This window comes from Methylosoma difficile, assembly GCF_054657615.1.
The window spans coordinates 337655-352915 of the sequence record NZ_BAAHYJ010000002.1; the positions used below are offsets into that span (position 1 = coordinate 337655).

Annotated in this window: 16 protein-coding genes; 12 read left to right on the plus strand and 4 right to left on the minus strand. The window is 51.6% G+C overall.

Translation table 11 applies throughout. The features are described 5' to 3' along the window. Window positions 1–106 precede the first annotated feature (106 nt). The 4 genes from ACYQ1O_RS07055 to ACYQ1O_RS07070 all read right to left on the minus strand — a co-directional run bounded on the left by ACYQ1O_RS07055 (window position 107) and on the right by ACYQ1O_RS07070 (window position 3909). A complete protein-coding gene (locus tag ACYQ1O_RS07055) occupies window positions 107–1624 on the minus strand; it encodes an efflux transporter outer membrane subunit (protein ID WP_459990956.1) in 1518 nt (505 codons plus the stop codon). Window positions 1625–1626: 2 nt separating this feature from the next. Beyond that, window positions 1627–2277, minus strand: a complete 651-nt coding sequence (locus ACYQ1O_RS07060) for a CerR family C-terminal domain-containing protein (protein ID WP_459990957.1) — start codon at window positions 2275–2277, stop codon at window positions 1627–1629. Between the two features lie 288 nt (window positions 2278–2565). Then, window positions 2566–3099, minus strand: coding sequence for a lipopolysaccharide transport periplasmic protein LptA (gene lptA / locus ACYQ1O_RS07065; RefSeq protein WP_459990958.1), 534 nt, complete (start codon window positions 3097–3099; stop codon window positions 2566–2568). A 108-nt stretch (window positions 3100–3207) separates the two neighbouring features. Next, window positions 3208–3909, minus strand: coding sequence for an MlaA family lipoprotein (locus ACYQ1O_RS07070; protein ID WP_459990959.1), 702 nt, complete (start codon window positions 3907–3909; stop codon window positions 3208–3210). A 203-nt stretch (window positions 3910–4112) separates the two neighbouring features. Between ACYQ1O_RS07070 and ACYQ1O_RS07075 the strand changes: the two genes are divergently transcribed. From ACYQ1O_RS07075 to ACYQ1O_RS07130, 12 genes are all read left to right on the plus strand, one after another. Next, window positions 4113–5561: a sensor histidine kinase gene (locus ACYQ1O_RS07075; protein WP_459990960.1), complete on the plus strand. Its 1449-nt coding sequence runs from the start codon at window positions 4113–4115 to the stop codon at window positions 5559–5561. Further along, window positions 5558–6229: a response regulator gene (locus tag ACYQ1O_RS07080; protein ID WP_459990961.1), complete on the plus strand. Its 672-nt coding sequence runs from the start codon at window positions 5558–5560 to the stop codon at window positions 6227–6229. The genes ACYQ1O_RS07075 and ACYQ1O_RS07080 overlap by 4 nt, the downstream gene beginning before the upstream one ends. Window positions 6230–6542: 313 nt before the next feature. After that, window positions 6543–6818: a hypothetical protein gene (locus ACYQ1O_RS07085; RefSeq protein WP_459990962.1), complete on the plus strand. Its 276-nt coding sequence runs from the start codon at window positions 6543–6545 to the stop codon at window positions 6816–6818. 17 nt (window positions 6819–6835) lie between these two features. Then, on the plus strand, window positions 6836–7018 hold the full coding sequence (gene hemP / locus ACYQ1O_RS07090; protein WP_459990963.1) for a hemin uptake protein HemP: 183 nt from the start codon (window positions 6836–6838) through the stop codon (window positions 7016–7018). Window positions 7019–7105: 87 nt separating this feature from the next. Next, on the plus strand, window positions 7106–7924 hold the full coding sequence (locus ACYQ1O_RS07095) for an energy transducer TonB (RefSeq protein ID WP_459990964.1): 819 nt from the start codon (window positions 7106–7108) through the stop codon (window positions 7922–7924). A gap of 2 nt (window positions 7925–7926) precedes the next feature. Then, on the plus strand, window positions 7927–8616 hold the full coding sequence (locus ACYQ1O_RS07100) for a MotA/TolQ/ExbB proton channel family protein (RefSeq protein WP_459990965.1): 690 nt from the start codon (window positions 7927–7929) through the stop codon (window positions 8614–8616). Further along, a complete protein-coding gene (locus tag ACYQ1O_RS07105; protein WP_459991443.1) occupies window positions 8616–9038 on the plus strand; it encodes an ExbD/TolR family protein in 423 nt (140 codons plus the stop codon). Before ACYQ1O_RS07100 ends, ACYQ1O_RS07105 begins: the two co-directional genes overlap by 1 nt. Before the next feature lie 44 nt (window positions 9039–9082). Beyond that, a complete protein-coding gene (locus tag ACYQ1O_RS07110; RefSeq protein ID WP_459990966.1) occupies window positions 9083–9406 on the plus strand; it encodes a hypothetical protein in 324 nt (107 codons plus the stop codon). Window positions 9407–9477: 71 nt separating this feature from the next. Next, window positions 9478–11646 (plus strand): TonB-dependent siderophore receptor, encoded by a 2169-nt coding sequence (locus tag ACYQ1O_RS07115; RefSeq protein ID WP_459990967.1) that lies wholly within the window; start codon window positions 9478–9480, stop codon window positions 11644–11646. Further along, window positions 11646–12785 carry a PepSY-associated TM helix domain-containing protein gene (locus ACYQ1O_RS07120; RefSeq protein ID WP_459990968.1) on the plus strand — a complete coding sequence of 380 codons (1140 nt, stop codon included), beginning with the start codon at window positions 11646–11648 and terminating at the stop codon, window positions 12783–12785. Before ACYQ1O_RS07115 ends, ACYQ1O_RS07120 begins: the two co-directional genes overlap by 1 nt. After that, window positions 12782–12958 (plus strand): hypothetical protein, encoded by a 177-nt coding sequence (locus ACYQ1O_RS07125; RefSeq protein WP_459990969.1) that lies wholly within the window; start codon window positions 12782–12784, stop codon window positions 12956–12958. Before ACYQ1O_RS07120 ends, ACYQ1O_RS07125 begins: the two co-directional genes overlap by 4 nt. Window positions 12959–13030: 72 nt before the next feature. Continuing rightward, window positions 13031–15244 (plus strand): TonB-dependent siderophore receptor, encoded by a 2214-nt coding sequence (locus ACYQ1O_RS07130; protein WP_459990970.1) that lies wholly within the window; start codon window positions 13031–13033, stop codon window positions 15242–15244. The last annotated feature ends 17 nt before the right edge of the window (window positions 15245–15261 follow it).

Consider the following 15261-nt stretch of genomic DNA (forward strand, 5'->3'; position numbering starts at 1 on the left):
GCAGAGCGTCCCTAGCTACATTCCCACGCAGAGCGTGGGAACGATGTGTTTCGCTCAGGGTTCGACAAGCCCATTCTGGAGTCAAAAATCATGATTTTTGATTCCCCTATTTTTGCGCCTGCCACCCACCACCCACCGCCCGATACAAAGCAATCCAAGCGGCGACGCGCTCCTGTTCCAAATCCTTCACCGCCAAATCTGCCGCCACTTGTGTACGCCGCGCAGTTTCCGCGTCCAACAAATTCCCCAAGCCTGCTTGATACAACTGCTGGCTGGATTGGAAATTGGTTTGGTAATCTTTGGCGGCGGAGCGGGTTTGCGGTAAACGCTGATCGACACTCGCCAAACGCACTAACGCGTCTTCCACTTCTTTTGCCGCCGTGCGTACTGTGCTGCGGAACTGGGCAACAGTAGCGATGTAATTGGCTTTTGCCGATTCGACATTGGCGGCGCGTTTGCCGGCATCAAACAACGGCAAACTCAGCGACGGCCCAAACGACCAGGTTTCCGCCAAAGTCAACGCCGAACCGTTGACGTTTTGCAACACGGGCGTGATGTTGCCGGACAAGCTCAATTTGGGATAACGTTTGGCTTGTTCCGCGCCGATTTTGGCGCTGGCTTCCGCCATATCGCGCTCGGCGGCGGCGACATCAGGCCGCTGCAACACCGTTTGCGCGGGCACGGCGTTGATGGCAAACTCAGGCGGCTTGGGCAAGCTGGCGGTGCTTTGCGCCAACAACTGCCGCAAGTCTTTTTCTGCCAATCCGGTCATCGCCACCAGACTTTTCACCGAGCGGTCGCATTGCGCCTGTTGTTGCCACAACGCGGTTTTGCCATCGCTGGCACTGGCATGGGCAAGGGCGACATCGGCGCTGTTGCGAAATCCCGCGCTGGCGGCAAGATCGAGCAATTTTGCCGACGCTTGCCGCGAGTCGGCATCGTGTTGCCGCAGCTGCACCTGCGCCTCGCAATAACGTTGCGCCAGATAAGCATTCGCCAATTCCGCCGCCACCGCCACCCGCGCATCATGCCAAGCTGCTGTGCGCGAAGCCAATTGGCTGCGCGCGGCTTCTTGCTGGCGCGCCAAACCGCCGAACAAATCCAGCTCCCAACTGGATTGCACATCAAAGGAATATTGGTTGCGGATGGACGGCGCTTGTCCGAACGAAAACGACGAATGGGAGGCGTTTAACCCCGCGTCCAAACTCGGCAAAAATTGCGAATCGGTACCGACCAAGCTAGAGCGCGACTGTTCAATACGCGCCTTGGCATTGGCAACACTGGCGCTTTCCGCTTGCGCCGCCGCCAATAAACGGCTTAACACCGGATCGTGGAATTGCTCCCACCACTGCGCCAATTCGGTCAATTTACCTTGATGCGCTAGTGCTGGCGGTGGTGCTTGCCATTGCTTTTCAGTCGGCGGCGTGGGCGCTTGGTATTCCGGGCCGACGGTAGTCAACCAGCCGCTTTGGATACCGCAACCGGACAGCAGCAAAGGCAAAGCGATTAATAATGCTTGCGTGGGCAACGCTTTTCTGCCTTTATGCCCTTTGGGTACACCATTTCCACGTATGGTTGGTGGGCAAAACCGCGCTGCCCACCCTACATTTTTGGGTCTATTCATGCTTAAGCTCCAATACGGCGTTGTGCTTCACTGTCAATAATGGCGATGGCGTAAGCCGCTAGCCGATCTGCCAAAATGTCGATGTCTTCGGGGGTTGCCAACAAATGCGGGGCAATGCTATCGACGATGTCTTGCCCGACATAAAAATGCACCGCCATGCCGATGATGGAAAACGTCAGCCGTTGCAAATCGTCATCGACTTCCGCCAAACCAAAACGCTGTTTCAGCATCAGCACCAAAGCTTCGTGTTGGGGTTTTATTTCCGCATCAATCTCTTCCTGCCACACGCCCGTCGGTTCAATCATTTCCCGAAAGCGCAATTTCATCGCCAAACGCAATTCCTCGCCTTTTTTTAACGGCTCCAAAAACTCGCGGAAAAACAAGCGCAACGCTTCCGGCAACGGTAGTTTGGCGAAGGTTTCAAAATTGGAATGGCAAGGCGCATCGCACATCGGTTCGGTATAAGCCGCCCGATACAACCCCGCTTTATCGCCAAAGTAATAACGGATCGCAGAAATATTCGCCCCCGCCAATTCGCAAATACTGCGCGTGGTTGCGGCTTCAAAACCTTTTTCTGCGAAGATTTTTAACGCCGCCATCACCAAGCAAGTGCGGGCGTTTGGGGTGTCTGGCGTGTCGGGGGATTTGGTCATGGCTGTGGTTGGGTGTAGGCGTGGAAAAATTAAATCAAACGATTGATTGTGATTATTTCAATCAAACGATTGATTGTCAATTTTTTCAAGCAATTTTGCCTCAGCCTAAAATTTAGGCTCAATATGTGTTGAGGCCTTTTGCTAAAAAAGCCGGATGGGAATTTCAATAGACATTGTTGAAATGAGTATGAGCGCTAAGTGTGCCGATGCTTGTCTCAATGATTGTGTGGCGCACAGGCTATTTCTAAAACATAAACTGCTGTCAGTGGCGCGGACGGTTAAACTGGGCTAAAAAATGGGAACATTATTGTTTGCCATTTTTTGTTTAGGCTGGAATACGCTGTGGACTCGTTTGGCATCGGAGGTTTTTTCACCCGCTTTCACAATGGCACCCATAGAGTCATATTCGATCAGGTCGCTGGTGTGTGTAGTATTGCCTTGCCGGACAATCGCGCCATCAATCAACACCAACAGATTTTTCTTGGGGTAATACTCGCCTGTTAAGGCTTCTCCGGTGATGTTGTCTGCACCTGGATTGGGCATTTGCCTAAATTTCGCCTTCTTTCCGGTAAACACCAATCTATCCACTTCGCCTTCCACAAAATGGATTACCAGATTGTCCGAAAGGATATTAATGCTGCCTTGGGTGGAAATGACATTGCCCGTGTAAGTGCTGGTGGCACTAACATCATCGTAGGTTGCGGTGTTGGAGTCGATGGTGATGGGCTGGTCGGCATCGCTCGCCAATGCCAATGGCTCCGTCCAATAGCTGTCCGCTAACACTATCCAGAGACAGCTTTTTATTAGTTGGTTTAGTTTCATATACCCTTCAATTTTGGAAGCGGTTCCGCATGGATAGGTTTGTACCCGTTCCCAAGCCCTTCTTAACCTAATGGCAGTGAAACTAGAGCTTGGGAGCAGTCAAGGCCATCATTTTTTATTTATTCCGTCACTTAATTCTCCCATAGGGTCTTCGTCTCCCGACAAGTACATGTTTTTGAAAAACACATAACGGTCTTTTGTTGCCGCTTCATCGACGATTTTATCCATCGGCAGCATATCGGAACGCTTATCGACCACATCGACCATACTGATTGTCCCTAAGCCCATGAATTGCAGAGGATTGGCTGTCATGTCAACCGCAGTACCGGCAAGGCCTCTGGTTGAGCTGGGGCCAAAAATCGGCAGCACTAAATAAGACCCTTTGCCCACGCCCCATGAACCTAAGGTTTTATCGAAATTTTCCTCGTGTTTGGGCAGGTCTATTCGGCTTGCCACATCAAACAAACCTGCTACCCCTGCGGTGGTATTGACCACCAGCCTGGCACTATCGGAACCTGCTTGGGCAAGTTTCCCTTGTAAGGTTGAATTGACAATGACGCTTATATCGTCAATGTTGCTAAAAAAATTCGTTACGCCTTGGTTGGCAAAATCGGGCATGATCCAGTCGTAACCTTTCGCCACTGGTTTCAGGACATAGCCATCGACGACTTGGTTAAACGAGTAGACTTTTCTGTTCCAGCGTTCATAAGGGTCCCTAGCGTCGGCGTTCGGGGTCGGGGCTGAAGCGCAAGCGCTCAATAAAACTAGTGTGCTGGCGGCAATGCAGGTAGGGGAGTTGTTAAATTTCATGGCCTTGACCTTTAAGTAATCGTTTAGAAAAAACTACGCAGGTGATTGTGCGCATAGGGCGAAGATGCCCTTGGCAAGCATTTTACGGACTGGCCTAGATTCAACAACGGTACTGGGGCGGGTATAAAAATCCGCCTTAAGGCGGAGTGGCATCACATCTTAGGGCGGAAGTAAAGGCAAGGGTTTTACGTTATATTGATAGCATGAAAAAATTTCTCACCATCTATCGCCCGGCCTTTACCCAACGTTTTTGGTTTAAGCTGACTATCGTCTATACAGTATGTGCCGTATTTGGCATTAAATCGCTGATGTCGGCTTTTGACATCATGATCCATTACCGGCATTTTAGCGAGGCGATGCAGCCTGCCGCTTTATTGGCAACAGTGACCGAACGCATCAAACCCTTAAGGCGACTGATAGAAATCGGGGTGTTGGCTAGCCAAGATATTGCTGATGCCCCTGAGATTATTGATGACTTGATGATGAGGGAAAATTTGGACGACAATTCCGTAGCCGACCACATCCGTGTGTCCAGTGACCCAACGGCAAGTTTTGTCGTGTTTGATGACCATGACCATCCTATTACACAACGCATGGACAGTGCCGACGAAAGCATCATCACCCTATTAACGGCACATCGGGCCGCTGTTGCTGGCGGCGAAGCCTTTGTCCCTGAACATTTGCCCCATTCTGTATATATCAATATCCCGCTGAGTTCCCGTGATCCGACCTCAAAAGGGCGTGTAGCCCTAATCGTTACCGCAAAATTCAGCCTCGCCAAGAAATTCAACAGTGATGAAGATTGGATTTCGGCACTCATACCCTATGTCATCACTCTCTGTATTGTGCTGAGCGGGTACTTGGCCTCAATAAATCTGGTGCGGCGCTTACGGCATATCACCTCAGTCAGTAGTGCTTGGCGTGAAGGGGATTTGGATCGGCGCATTATGGATAGCGAGGCCGACGAATTATCTGAGCATAGCCAGCACTTAAATAAGATGGCGGGGCAGTTGAAGGAATTGCTAGGCTTGAAACAAGAGGCGGCGATCCAAGACGAGCGCACCCGTATGGCGAGGGAGTTACATGATACTGTCAAACAAAACCTGTTCGCGCTGTCGCTGCAACTGGCAGCCATTAACGCCAAAGCACCGGATTTAGGCGAAGCCAAACAAAACCTCCTTGAATCAAGGTCTATTTTGAAACAGGCGCAAGAACAGTTGGTAGGGGTCATTTCGGAATTGCGGATGATCGGCCCGCAACAGGAGGGTACTGCGATGAACCTAAAAATTTTATGCGAAAACCTCGAACGCAAATTTAATGTGCGTATTCCCTGTATCGTTGCGCCGGATTTAAGGCTGCCGGACAGCCAGTTTTTTGTACTCAGCCGCGTGGTTCAAGAAAGCGTCACCAACGCCATACGGCACGGCAATGCAACGCAGGTTTTTATCCATTTAGCCCAGTCTGCAAGCCATTTTGAGTTGCTGATAAAAGATGATGGCAGAGGCTTCAAGCCAACGCAGCCCACTTTGGGATCGGGCATCGTATCCATGCGCGAGCGTGCCGCCTCGCTTCCCGCCGGCACATTTTCCATCGAAACCTCAGAAAATCTAGGGACGGCGATTGCAATGACTTGGGAGGGAAAACGACAATGACACATTATTTAGAATCACCTAATCCGGAACCTTTTATCACCCTGATTGCTGCTGACGACCACGGCGTGGTTTGTCGCGGCCTGACTGCTTTATTGTCATCTGCACCGGATATTAAAATGCTGGCGACCACCGCTAGTGGCAGGGAAGCCGTTGAGTTATCGGCAGTGCTGTTGCCCAATGTGGTTTTGATGGACATCGTCATGCCGGATATGGATGGTATTGAAGCCACCAAGTGCATCAAAAAATTAAGTCCCCGCACCCATATCGTGATTCTCACGTCGCTTGAAACCGAGCAAACCGTGGTTGAGGCCACTCAGGCGGGCGCATTGTCCTATCTGTTGAAAGACACTGACCCGGATGAATTAGTGGCGGCCATCCGCGCGGCCGGACGCGGCGAAAGCACCTTAAGCCCGCGCATTGCCACTTTGTTAATGGGCGCGATGTCGCGCCGCCGCAGTGACCGCGCCCTGCATGACGCGCTCAGTGACCGCGAAATGCAGGTTTTGTTGTTGCTGGCCCAAGGGCTTGCCAATCTGCTGATTGCCGAGAAGCTCGGCATTGGCGAAAAAACAGTGAAATCCCATGTCAGCAATATTTTGTCCAAGCTGTATTTGACCGACCGCACCCAAGCCACCGCCTATGCGTGGCGGCATCGTTTGTTAACGTAAGCAACGGCGAATCGGTGGGTAATAGGATAGCCCTAAAAATTGTTAAGAGATTGATCTGCTTGGCTGTTGATTTAATAGAACTTTGTAAGACAAGGGAAATCTTGTCAGACACGCTAGGCGAGAGCGCTTTCCTCTGATTAAAACTCAACCGAATAAAATTTAGGAAAAATTACCGACAAAAACCCTTGTGTTTTTAAATGCGAATCATTATCATTTAATGCAAGCGATGATTGACCTCTCGCCCACAATCGTCTGGCGTATGAATCAAGGTGCGTCAGACTTTTTTTGTGATGACGTATTGATCGGTGATTTTATGCAACAACAATCCCCCGCTTCTGGGCAAGATGGTTTGGCGCTGCTGCATGCGGCGACGTGTCTTGCCATGACCGACTTTATCAACGGTCACCATTGCCCCACGCTGGCGCACCGGATCGTCCAGCAATTGCATTTATTGATTAGCCATCCGGAATTGGCGGAAACCGCCTCCAGCCGTGATACCTATCTGTTATTGCTCGACCATTGGCAGAAAATTACCGCGCAGTTGTTAGATCAACAAAAAGCACGGGTACGGACGGCTAAATTCCATTAACGTTTCCAGCCGCAACTATGAAAAATACCACTAACAACTTACCCAGTATCGTTATTCTGGAGCAAGAAAATGCGCCAGGCCGCCGACGCGTCAGCAGCGGCGAATTGTTCGGCAATCAGCAAGAGCTGGTCATCGAACACAATAATGAAGAATACCGTTTGCGAATTACCAGCAACGGCAAATTGATCTTAACCAAATAGCACCCCGCAAGCCACCCAGCCCCCAGCTCTATCGAGCCAGGCCGCCAGGCAGCCAGCCACGCTACCATGCAATCATGAGAGATGGCGATGTCCAGACCTGCCTTAAAAATCGTGCCGTTTCCGGTGCAGACCGAAACGCTGAACCCCTGCCGTCCTGTGTTGACGGTTGTCCCAGCGCGTCCGCTGCTGAATTCCGCGCCACCCAAAGGTTCGGCAATTCGCCGTCAGGGTGGTTATGCGTTGGCGATTGCGGCGACCATTGCTTTGCATGGTCTATGGCTTAGCAACGCGATCTACAGTGATGCAGAACCGCCAGCCCAAAAACCGACCGTGCTGACGGTGTCTTGGCTGCCAGCACCAGTGGCGCAAGTTGCACCCAGCCCAAAGCCGGATGTGAAAACGCCACCTAAACCACAATCTAAGTCCAAAGCGCAGGCTAAAACGCTTCCCAAGCCCTTAGCAAAACCAGCCAAAAACTTGATTGCCAGCCGTCAAGCAAACCGTTCCGTAGCAGCACCCAGTCTGTTGCCCTCTTTGCCGCGCTTTGAACCTAAGCCAGTCAGCACTACGGCGCAAGTTGCACCGTCAAGCGCGCCTGCCGCGCCAGTTGCCGCCGAACCCGTCACTTTGCCGCATCTAAACGCCGATTATCTGCATAACCCCGCGCCCGATTACCCGCCCGAATCCCGCGAACAAGGCGAACAAGGCCGCGTGTTGGTGCGCGCCAAAATCAGCACCGACGGTAAAGTCGAGCAAGTGGTGTTGCGTAAAAGCAGTGGCTATCAACGCTTAGACGAAGCCGCGCTAAGCAGCGTCAAGCAGTGGCGGTTTGTGCCTGCCCAGCAAGGCGCGGTACAAGTAGCGGCTTGGGTGGTCGTGCCCGTCGCCTTTTATTTGGAGGGATAAGTATGGATTTACAGCATTTTTTCGCCCAAAGCGATGGCGTGGGCAAAGCCTTATTTGCTTTGTTGTTGGCGATGTCGATGGCGAGCTGGTTTTTTATCCTCGTCAAAGCTTGGCAAGGCCGGATCAACCATCACCGCAGCCAACGCTTTTTGGCGCATTTTTGGGCGGCGGCTTCGTTGGACGATGTCGCCAAGCACTTGTCACAAACCCGCGCCCATGAGCCTTTCGCGCTGCTGACTTTCCACGCCATCCAATCTGCCCGGCATCATGCCAACCACGCCGCGCAGCGTTTGCACGAAGCCGGATCGGCGGCGGAATTTCTCACTCGCGCCATGCGCCGCGTCATCGACGAAGAAACCGCCAAGCTGGAATGGGGTTTGACGGCATTGGCTTCTATCGCCAGCACCGCGCCGTTTGTCGGCCTGTTCGGCACCGTTTGGGGCGTTTACCACGCGCTGATCGGTATCGGCAAAGGCGGACAAGGCACGTTAGACCAAATCGCCGGGCCGGTCGGCGAAGCCTTGATTATGACCGGCTTGGGTTTGGCTGTCGCCATCCCTGCCGTGTTGGCCTACAACGATTGCTCGCGCAGCAATCGCCTGACCTTGGCAAAACTCGACACCTTTGCCCATGATCTGTTTGCATTCTTAACCACAGGCGCTACCGTGCCGCAGCAATCGGCAGGTGAGTGATGGCATTCGGTGGCTTTGACCAAAACAAAAACACGCATCCGGTGGCGGAAATCAACATGGTACCGTTGATCGACGTGATGTTGGTGCTGTTAATCATCTTCATGATCGCCGCGCCGTTGATGACGCACACCGTAAAAATCGACTTACCGAAAACCAACGGCGCGGCGCAACCCGAACCACCGGAAGCGATTAACGTCAGCATCAACAGCAGCCAGCAATTGTTTTGGAATGACGCGCCCGTATCACGTCCTGAATTCCAACAACGCCTAAGGCAAATCGCCACCCAAACGCCCGCACCGGAAGTGCATATCCGCGCCGACCAAACCGTACCGTACCGTTTGTTGGCGGAAACCTTGGCTGATGCGGCAGAAGCGGGGGTTAGCCGGATGGGTTTTGTTGCCGCACCCAACACAGACAAATAAGCAAAAGCTGCTTTTTAATAGCAACAGAAGGGCAGGGCCAAAATATGAATAGACTCAAAATACAACAAAACCTTAATAAATACTTAGATTTATCTAGCTTAATCGATTACTGGTTTTTTTTGGATGGCATTATCCATAGAGGATTGGTCGGTAGCCTTTCATCAGAAGGGGCATTTTTGGAGCTGCCGGATACGTGGACTAAAAACTGTGAATGGTGCGACTTAACATCAGTGCAAATTTGCCGTCATGGCGAATGTCTTAATCTGGATTGTGAGATTGCTTATATCAATACCGATTGCAACAGTTTTTTCCCTATCGGCATTGGCTTGGTTTTTCAGGATACCGGCGTTATTAAAAACCAGCCTTAAATAAATATAATTTCAGCCACCCAGCATTTCCGCCAGGCAGCATTATTAAAACGCAAACCTGCGAGGAAATGATGAATAACTCAACAACCCCTATAAAATTGCAAATAGGGATATTCGTTGCACTGGGTATGGCTTTAGTTGGTGAGGTCTATGCTACTGAACCGAGTGCAGCCGATAACGGCGAGGCGGAAGCCGTTTTGGAAGATGTTAAAGTCCAAGCCGCCAGCGTAAAGCCTAAGAAACCCAACAGTTATGTCGCCAAAACGGCAAACGCAACCACCAAAACCGACACGCCTTTGCTGGAAACGCCGCAATCGGTTTCGGTTGTAACCAACGCCCAGATGGAAGCGCAAAATGTCAGCACGATGGCGGAAGCCTTGCGTTACACCCCCGGTGTGCAAAGCGAAACCTTTGGTTTTGAACCGCGCTTTACATGGATACGGATGCGCGGTTTCGATGCGACTACCTCCGGGTTGTACCGTGACGGCTTAAAACTCATCAACCCCGGTTTTGCCATCGGCTACAGCTTAGAGCCATACGGCGCAGAACGTGTGGAAGTGCCGCGCGGCCCAGCTTCGGTGTTGTACGGGCAAGCCAGTGCTGGCGGTTTGGTCAATTATGTCTCCAAACGCCCGACTTTCGACCCATTCCGCGAAATCAAATTTGAAGCAGGTAGCTTTGATCGTTTGCAAGGTGAATGGGATTTCTCAGGGGCAGTTAATTCAGAAAAAACCTTGGCCTACCGTTTGACCGGACTGGTACGCGACAGCGATACACAAGTCGATTATGTACCCGACAACCGCATCTATGTCGCTCCAGCTTTAACATGGAAACCTAGCGATAACACCACGGTGACGTTTTTGTCGCATTACCAAAAAGATAAAACGCGGGCTTCGCAGCGTTATCCCATAGAAGGCACGTTAAAAGCCAATCCTAACGGCAGCATCCCAACCAACCGCTTCAACGGCGAGCCCAATGTTGATACCTATCAGCGCGAAGAATTTGCTTTGGGTTATTTGCTGGAACACCACTTAAACCAAGTGGTGAGCTTCCGGCAAAATGCGCGTTATTACAATAATGATGTCGATGACCGCACCGTTTACCCAACTGCATTGCTTGCCGACCAACGCACAGTCAGCCGCGCGTTGTATGAAAGTTTCGGCAAAGTAGAAGGTTTTAACCTTGATAACCAAGCCCAATTCAAATTCGCCACGGGTAGTGTGCGGCATACGGTGTTATCGGGCATCGACTTCCAGCATGTTGATTCCCATTCCTTACAAACGTTTGGCAGCGCACCTAGCTTAGACATTTTCAATCCGATCTATGGCGCGACAGTTGCTGCCGCACCCGTTTTTAAAAATGCCGAAGTCGTCCAAGACCAAACGGGCTTGTATTTGCAAGACCAAGTGAATGTCGATAAAAACTGGCGGGTGATGTTGGGTGGGCGTTATGACATGGCGGAAAACCAAGCCACTAATCGCCTGAACGGCAAAGTAACCACACAAAGCGATGACCAAGCCACCGGACGTGCAGGCTTGGTTTATGCCGCTGATAATGGTCTCGCACCTTATTTCAGCTACGCGCAATCTTTCTTGCCGTCTATTGGTACTGATGTCAACGGCAATACCTTCAAACCGGAAACAGGCGAGCAGTATGAATTCGGCGTTAAATACCAACCCAAAAATGTCGATAGTTTCATCACCTTGGCCTATTTCGATTTGACCCGCGACAACTTTTTAACCACCGATCCCACCACTTTTAATGATGTCCAACGCGGTCAGGCCCATTCCAGTGGTGTGGAACTGGAAGGTCTTGCCAGCTTGGGCAATGGTTTGAATTTGACAGGCAGCTACACCTACATGGAAGCGGAAGTGACCAAAAGCTCGTTTGCCGACGAAGTTGGCGAACCGTTGGAATACGCACCCGACCACAAAGCCACACTCTGGGCGGATTACACCATCCCGACAGGCGTTGCCAAAGGCTTTGGTCTTGGCGGCGGCACACGTTATATCGGCAATTCTTACGGCAGCAGTTTTGGCGCGCGTAACACCATTAAAGTGCCTGATGTGGTGTTGTTCGATGCCGCCGTGCATTACAACTTCAAGCCGTTTACCTTTGCCGTCAATTTGCAAAACGCTTTAGATGAAGAATACGTCGCCACTGCTTTCACTAGCGGCGGCGAGTTTGTCACCTTCGGGCCACGGCGTGTAGTGACGGGTTCGATTAAGTACAATTTCTGATGTTGTCGCTTAAACACTGGGCTTGCATCCACAAATGGACTAGCCTGATTTGCACGCTATTCATGCTGTTGTTATGCCTGACAGGTTTGCCGCTGATTTTTGCCGATGAAATCGACCAAGCCCTCGGCAGGCGCGTGAGTCCGCCGGACAGACCGGAAACGCAGGCGCGTGTCAGTGTCGATACGATTGTCTCGGCAGCCCAGCGTTTGCGGCCTAAGGATGCCGTGCAATTTTTAAGTACCGATGCTGACGAAAAGGATGTGTGGTTTGTCCGCATGGGCAAAACCGTGGCGGCGAATGAAGCGAGCGCGTTTTATAGCTTTGATGCCCGAACTGGCGCGTTACTGGGCGAGTACCCGCTGGATACCGGACTGATGAATATTATCCTCAGACTGCACGTTGATTTGTTCGCCGGACTGTGGGGAACGTTATTTTTAGGTTTGATGGGGGTGTTGTTAATGGTCTCGTTGGTATCTGGCGTGGTTTTGTATGCGCCCTTTATGCGGAAACTGGCTTTTGGTACGGTGCGTTATCGGCAATCGTCGCGCTTGCTTTGGTTGGATTGGCATAATTTGATCGGCATCGTGAGCTTGATTTGGTTCTTGGTGGTGGGCTTTACGGGCGTGGTTAACACTTTGGCAACGCCGATATTCAGCCAATGGCAAAACGAGCAACTGGCACAGATGCTTCAAGCCTATCAAGTCCCACCAGCTTCAAGCGCACAGGTTTCGGTGCAAACCGTAGTATTGGCTGCCAACACGGTGGATGCCGACAAAACCCTCAGTTTTTTGGCGTTCCCAGGTAACTCGTTTGCCGGAAAATCACATTTTGTCGCTTATTTGCAAGGTTCAACGCCATTAACCTCGAAACTACTGACCCCGGTATTGATTGACGCGCATACAGGCCGCGCCGTGGCGACTGCGGAATTGCCCGCCTATGTCACAGCATTGTTAATTTCCAAACCGCTGCATTTTGGCGATTATGGTGGTTTGCCCTTAAAAATCATTTGGGCATTACTGGATGCTTTAGCGATTTGGTTGCTGGTCAGTGGCTTGGTGTTATGGTGGAAAAAACGCAAACTGCCGTATGCCGAGCGAATGGCAAGCCGATTTGGCAAGCCAGATCAGTGCAGCTTATGAAAACTCAATCGCCCCTAGTAAAACTGTGGGCAATGCCAATAGCACTGGCTTTGCTCAGTACAGGCGGCCTCATCAGCGCCTTGCTTGGTGATGGCTTTGCTGATGCCCTATCTTGGCTGGCATTGTCTGTACCGATTATGGTTTGTATCCGATGTGTTTTAAAAACACACTAAGTTGATTGCTTTTGACCAGCCACCTAGCACTTCGCCAGGCAGCCTTACTGTGGCTAAAATGAGGTTTTGGCGATGGCTATTCTGTACAAAAATAACGAGCTGACAGCCATTGTTAGCTTTTTACAACTGTGTTTACCCTTAGTAGCCTTGGCTGCAGAACCTGTGGACGAGGCCATTTTACCGACGGTGACGGTAAAAGCTAAACCCAGTGCCAAACCAGAGGAAGAAAGCGGCACTGTTGCTGAAAGCAGCAGTGCCACCAAAACTGACACACCCTTACTGGAAACTCCGCAATCGATCAGCGTCATCAACCAAGATGAATTCGTAGTGCGTGCGGCACAGAGCATCACCCAAGCCGTGGCGTATACGCCGGGCGTGGTCAGCGGCATGTTTGGCCCCAGCACCCGCGATGATTATTTCAATCTGCGCGGCTTTGAAGGCACGCAATATCTGGATGGCACCCGGCTGATGAGTGCCAGCAGCAGTTACGCCCAGTTGCGGGTTGACCCTTATGGCCTGGAGCGCATCGAAGTGCTGCGCGGGCCGTCGTCGGTGCTGTACGGGCAAAACCCGCCCGGAGGCTTGGTTAATATGGTCAGCAAACGCCCGACCGAACAGCCGTTCCATGAAGTACAGTTGTTGGGCGGCAGTTTTGACCGGGTGCAAGGCAGTTTTGATTTCGCAGGCCCTGTCGATGGTCGCGACGATTTGCTGTACCGCTTGGTGGGTTTGGGCAGGGGCAGCGATACGCAGGTGGATTTTGTCGAAGATGACCGCTATTACATCGCGCCCAGTTTTACCTGGAAGCCGGATGAGAAGACCTCATTAACATTGTTAAGCCATTACCAAAAGGATGAAACCGGCAATGCCATGCAGTTTTTGCCGTATGAAGGCACGGTGTTGCCCAACCCAAACGGTAAGATTCCCAGCAACCGTTTTTTGGGAGAGCCTAATTTTGATAGCTACCAGCGCGAACAGTTTGCCGTCGGTTATGCTTTGGAACACCAGTTCAATTCCGCTATCAAGGCGCGGCAAAACCTGCGCTATGCCGACATCAGCAGCACTTATCACGGCATTTATCCCGATTATTATTATGGCTTTGATTATGATGCGGGTCGTCTCATTCCGGGCGGCAGTTTCGTCAATAGCGGGATGAGCGCCATCAACCGCTATGGCGCGGCTTATCAAGACCAAGCGCAAACCTTCACGCTGGACAACCAGCTGCAAGCCGACATGAATACCGGTAGCTTGCGGCATACCGTATTGACGGGCTTGGATTTCCGCCACTTTACCGCACAGCGGCGGCGCGGATTCACCGATTTTGAAGTGCCGGAACTGGTTTTGGATATTTATAACCCACAGTACGGCAATGCTTTTGAAGTGCCTGCATTGACCAGTAAAAGCCGCCAGCAACAAGACCAGATTGGCCTATACGGACAAGACCAAATCCGGCTAGGGCGATGGTTGGCGACCTTGGGCGTCCGCTACGATTGGGCGACAGCGACAACAGTCAATAACGGCAAGTCCGCAACACCGCAAGATGACCAAGCCTTCACTTACCGCACCGGCTTAAGTTATCTCTTCGATGTAGGCGTAGCGCCTTATTACAGTTATTCCGAATCATTTGAGCCAGCGGCGGGTACGGATTTTGACGGCGCAACCTTTAAGCCTACTACTGGGCAGCAGCACGAAGTCGGCGTGAAATACCAACCGCCCGGTTATAACGCGCTGTTGACTGCCGCATGGTTTCATCTGACCCAGCAAAATGTACTGACCAACGACCCCGAACCCAGCCATGCCGGTTACAGCCTTCAAACCGGCGAGGTGCGTTCTCAAGGTCTGGAATTGGAGGGCAAGGCTCACTTCGGCATCGGCTTAGATGCGGTCGCTTCGTACACCTACACCGATACGAAAGTGACGCAATCCACGATTACCTCGGAATTAGGCAACAGGCTGACTTATACGCCTGCACATCAAGCCGGACTGTGGCTCGATTACACGCAGCCGCGCGGGCAATTCGCTGGCCTGGGTTTGGGCGGTGGCTTACGCTATGCCGACGGTAATTACGGCGACCTGAGCAATAGCCAAAAAACGCCCTCATACGTTTTAGTGGATGCGTCGGTGCATTATGATTTGGGCAAGTTGGACAGCCGTTTGCACGGTCTGCGCTTGGGCGTGAATATGAACAATTTGCTCGATAAGGATTATTTTACGACCTGTTACGGCGGCAACTGTTTTTACGGCGATCGCCGCACGTTGTTGGCGAGCTTGCGTTATAGTTGGTGAGAATTCGTCACAATATC

Bases quoted from the DNA above. Each gene is read 5' to 3' on its own strand.
- ACYQ1O_RS07055 (WP_459990956.1), bottom strand. From the start codon at position 1,624: ATGAATAGACCCAAAAATGTAGGGTGGGCAGCGCGGTTTTGCCCACCA.
- ACYQ1O_RS07060 (WP_459990957.1), bottom strand. From the start codon at position 2,277: ATGACCAAATCCCCCGACACGCCAGACACCCCAAACGCCCGCACTTGC.
- lptA (WP_459990958.1), bottom strand. From the start codon at position 3,099: ATGAAACTAAACCAACTAATAAAAAGCTGTCTCTGGATAGTGTTAGCG.
- ACYQ1O_RS07070 (WP_459990959.1), bottom strand. From the start codon at position 3,909: ATGAAATTTAACAACTCCCCTACCTGCATTGCCGCCAGCACACTAGTT.
- ACYQ1O_RS07075 (WP_459990960.1), top strand. From the start codon at position 4,113: ATGAAAAAATTTCTCACCATCTATCGCCCGGCCTTTACCCAACGTTTT.
- ACYQ1O_RS07080 (WP_459990961.1), top strand. From the start codon at position 5,558: ATGACACATTATTTAGAATCACCTAATCCGGAACCTTTTATCACCCTG.
- ACYQ1O_RS07085 (WP_459990962.1), top strand. From the start codon at position 6,543: ATGCAACAACAATCCCCCGCTTCTGGGCAAGATGGTTTGGCGCTGCTG.
- hemP (WP_459990963.1), top strand. From the start codon at position 6,836: ATGAAAAATACCACTAACAACTTACCCAGTATCGTTATTCTGGAGCAA.
- ACYQ1O_RS07095 (WP_459990964.1), top strand. From the start codon at position 7,106: ATGTCCAGACCTGCCTTAAAAATCGTGCCGTTTCCGGTGCAGACCGAA.
- ACYQ1O_RS07100 (WP_459990965.1), top strand. From the start codon at position 7,927: ATGGATTTACAGCATTTTTTCGCCCAAAGCGATGGCGTGGGCAAAGCC.
- ACYQ1O_RS07105 (WP_459991443.1), top strand. From the start codon at position 8,616: ATGGCATTCGGTGGCTTTGACCAAAACAAAAACACGCATCCGGTGGCG.
- ACYQ1O_RS07110 (WP_459990966.1), top strand. From the start codon at position 9,083: ATGAATAGACTCAAAATACAACAAAACCTTAATAAATACTTAGATTTA.
- ACYQ1O_RS07115 (WP_459990967.1), top strand. From the start codon at position 9,478: ATGAATAACTCAACAACCCCTATAAAATTGCAAATAGGGATATTCGTT.
- ACYQ1O_RS07120 (WP_459990968.1), top strand. From the start codon at position 11,646: ATGTTGTCGCTTAAACACTGGGCTTGCATCCACAAATGGACTAGCCTG.
- ACYQ1O_RS07125 (WP_459990969.1), top strand. From the start codon at position 12,782: ATGAAAACTCAATCGCCCCTAGTAAAACTGTGGGCAATGCCAATAGCA.
- ACYQ1O_RS07130 (WP_459990970.1), top strand. From the start codon at position 13,031: ATGGCTATTCTGTACAAAAATAACGAGCTGACAGCCATTGTTAGCTTT.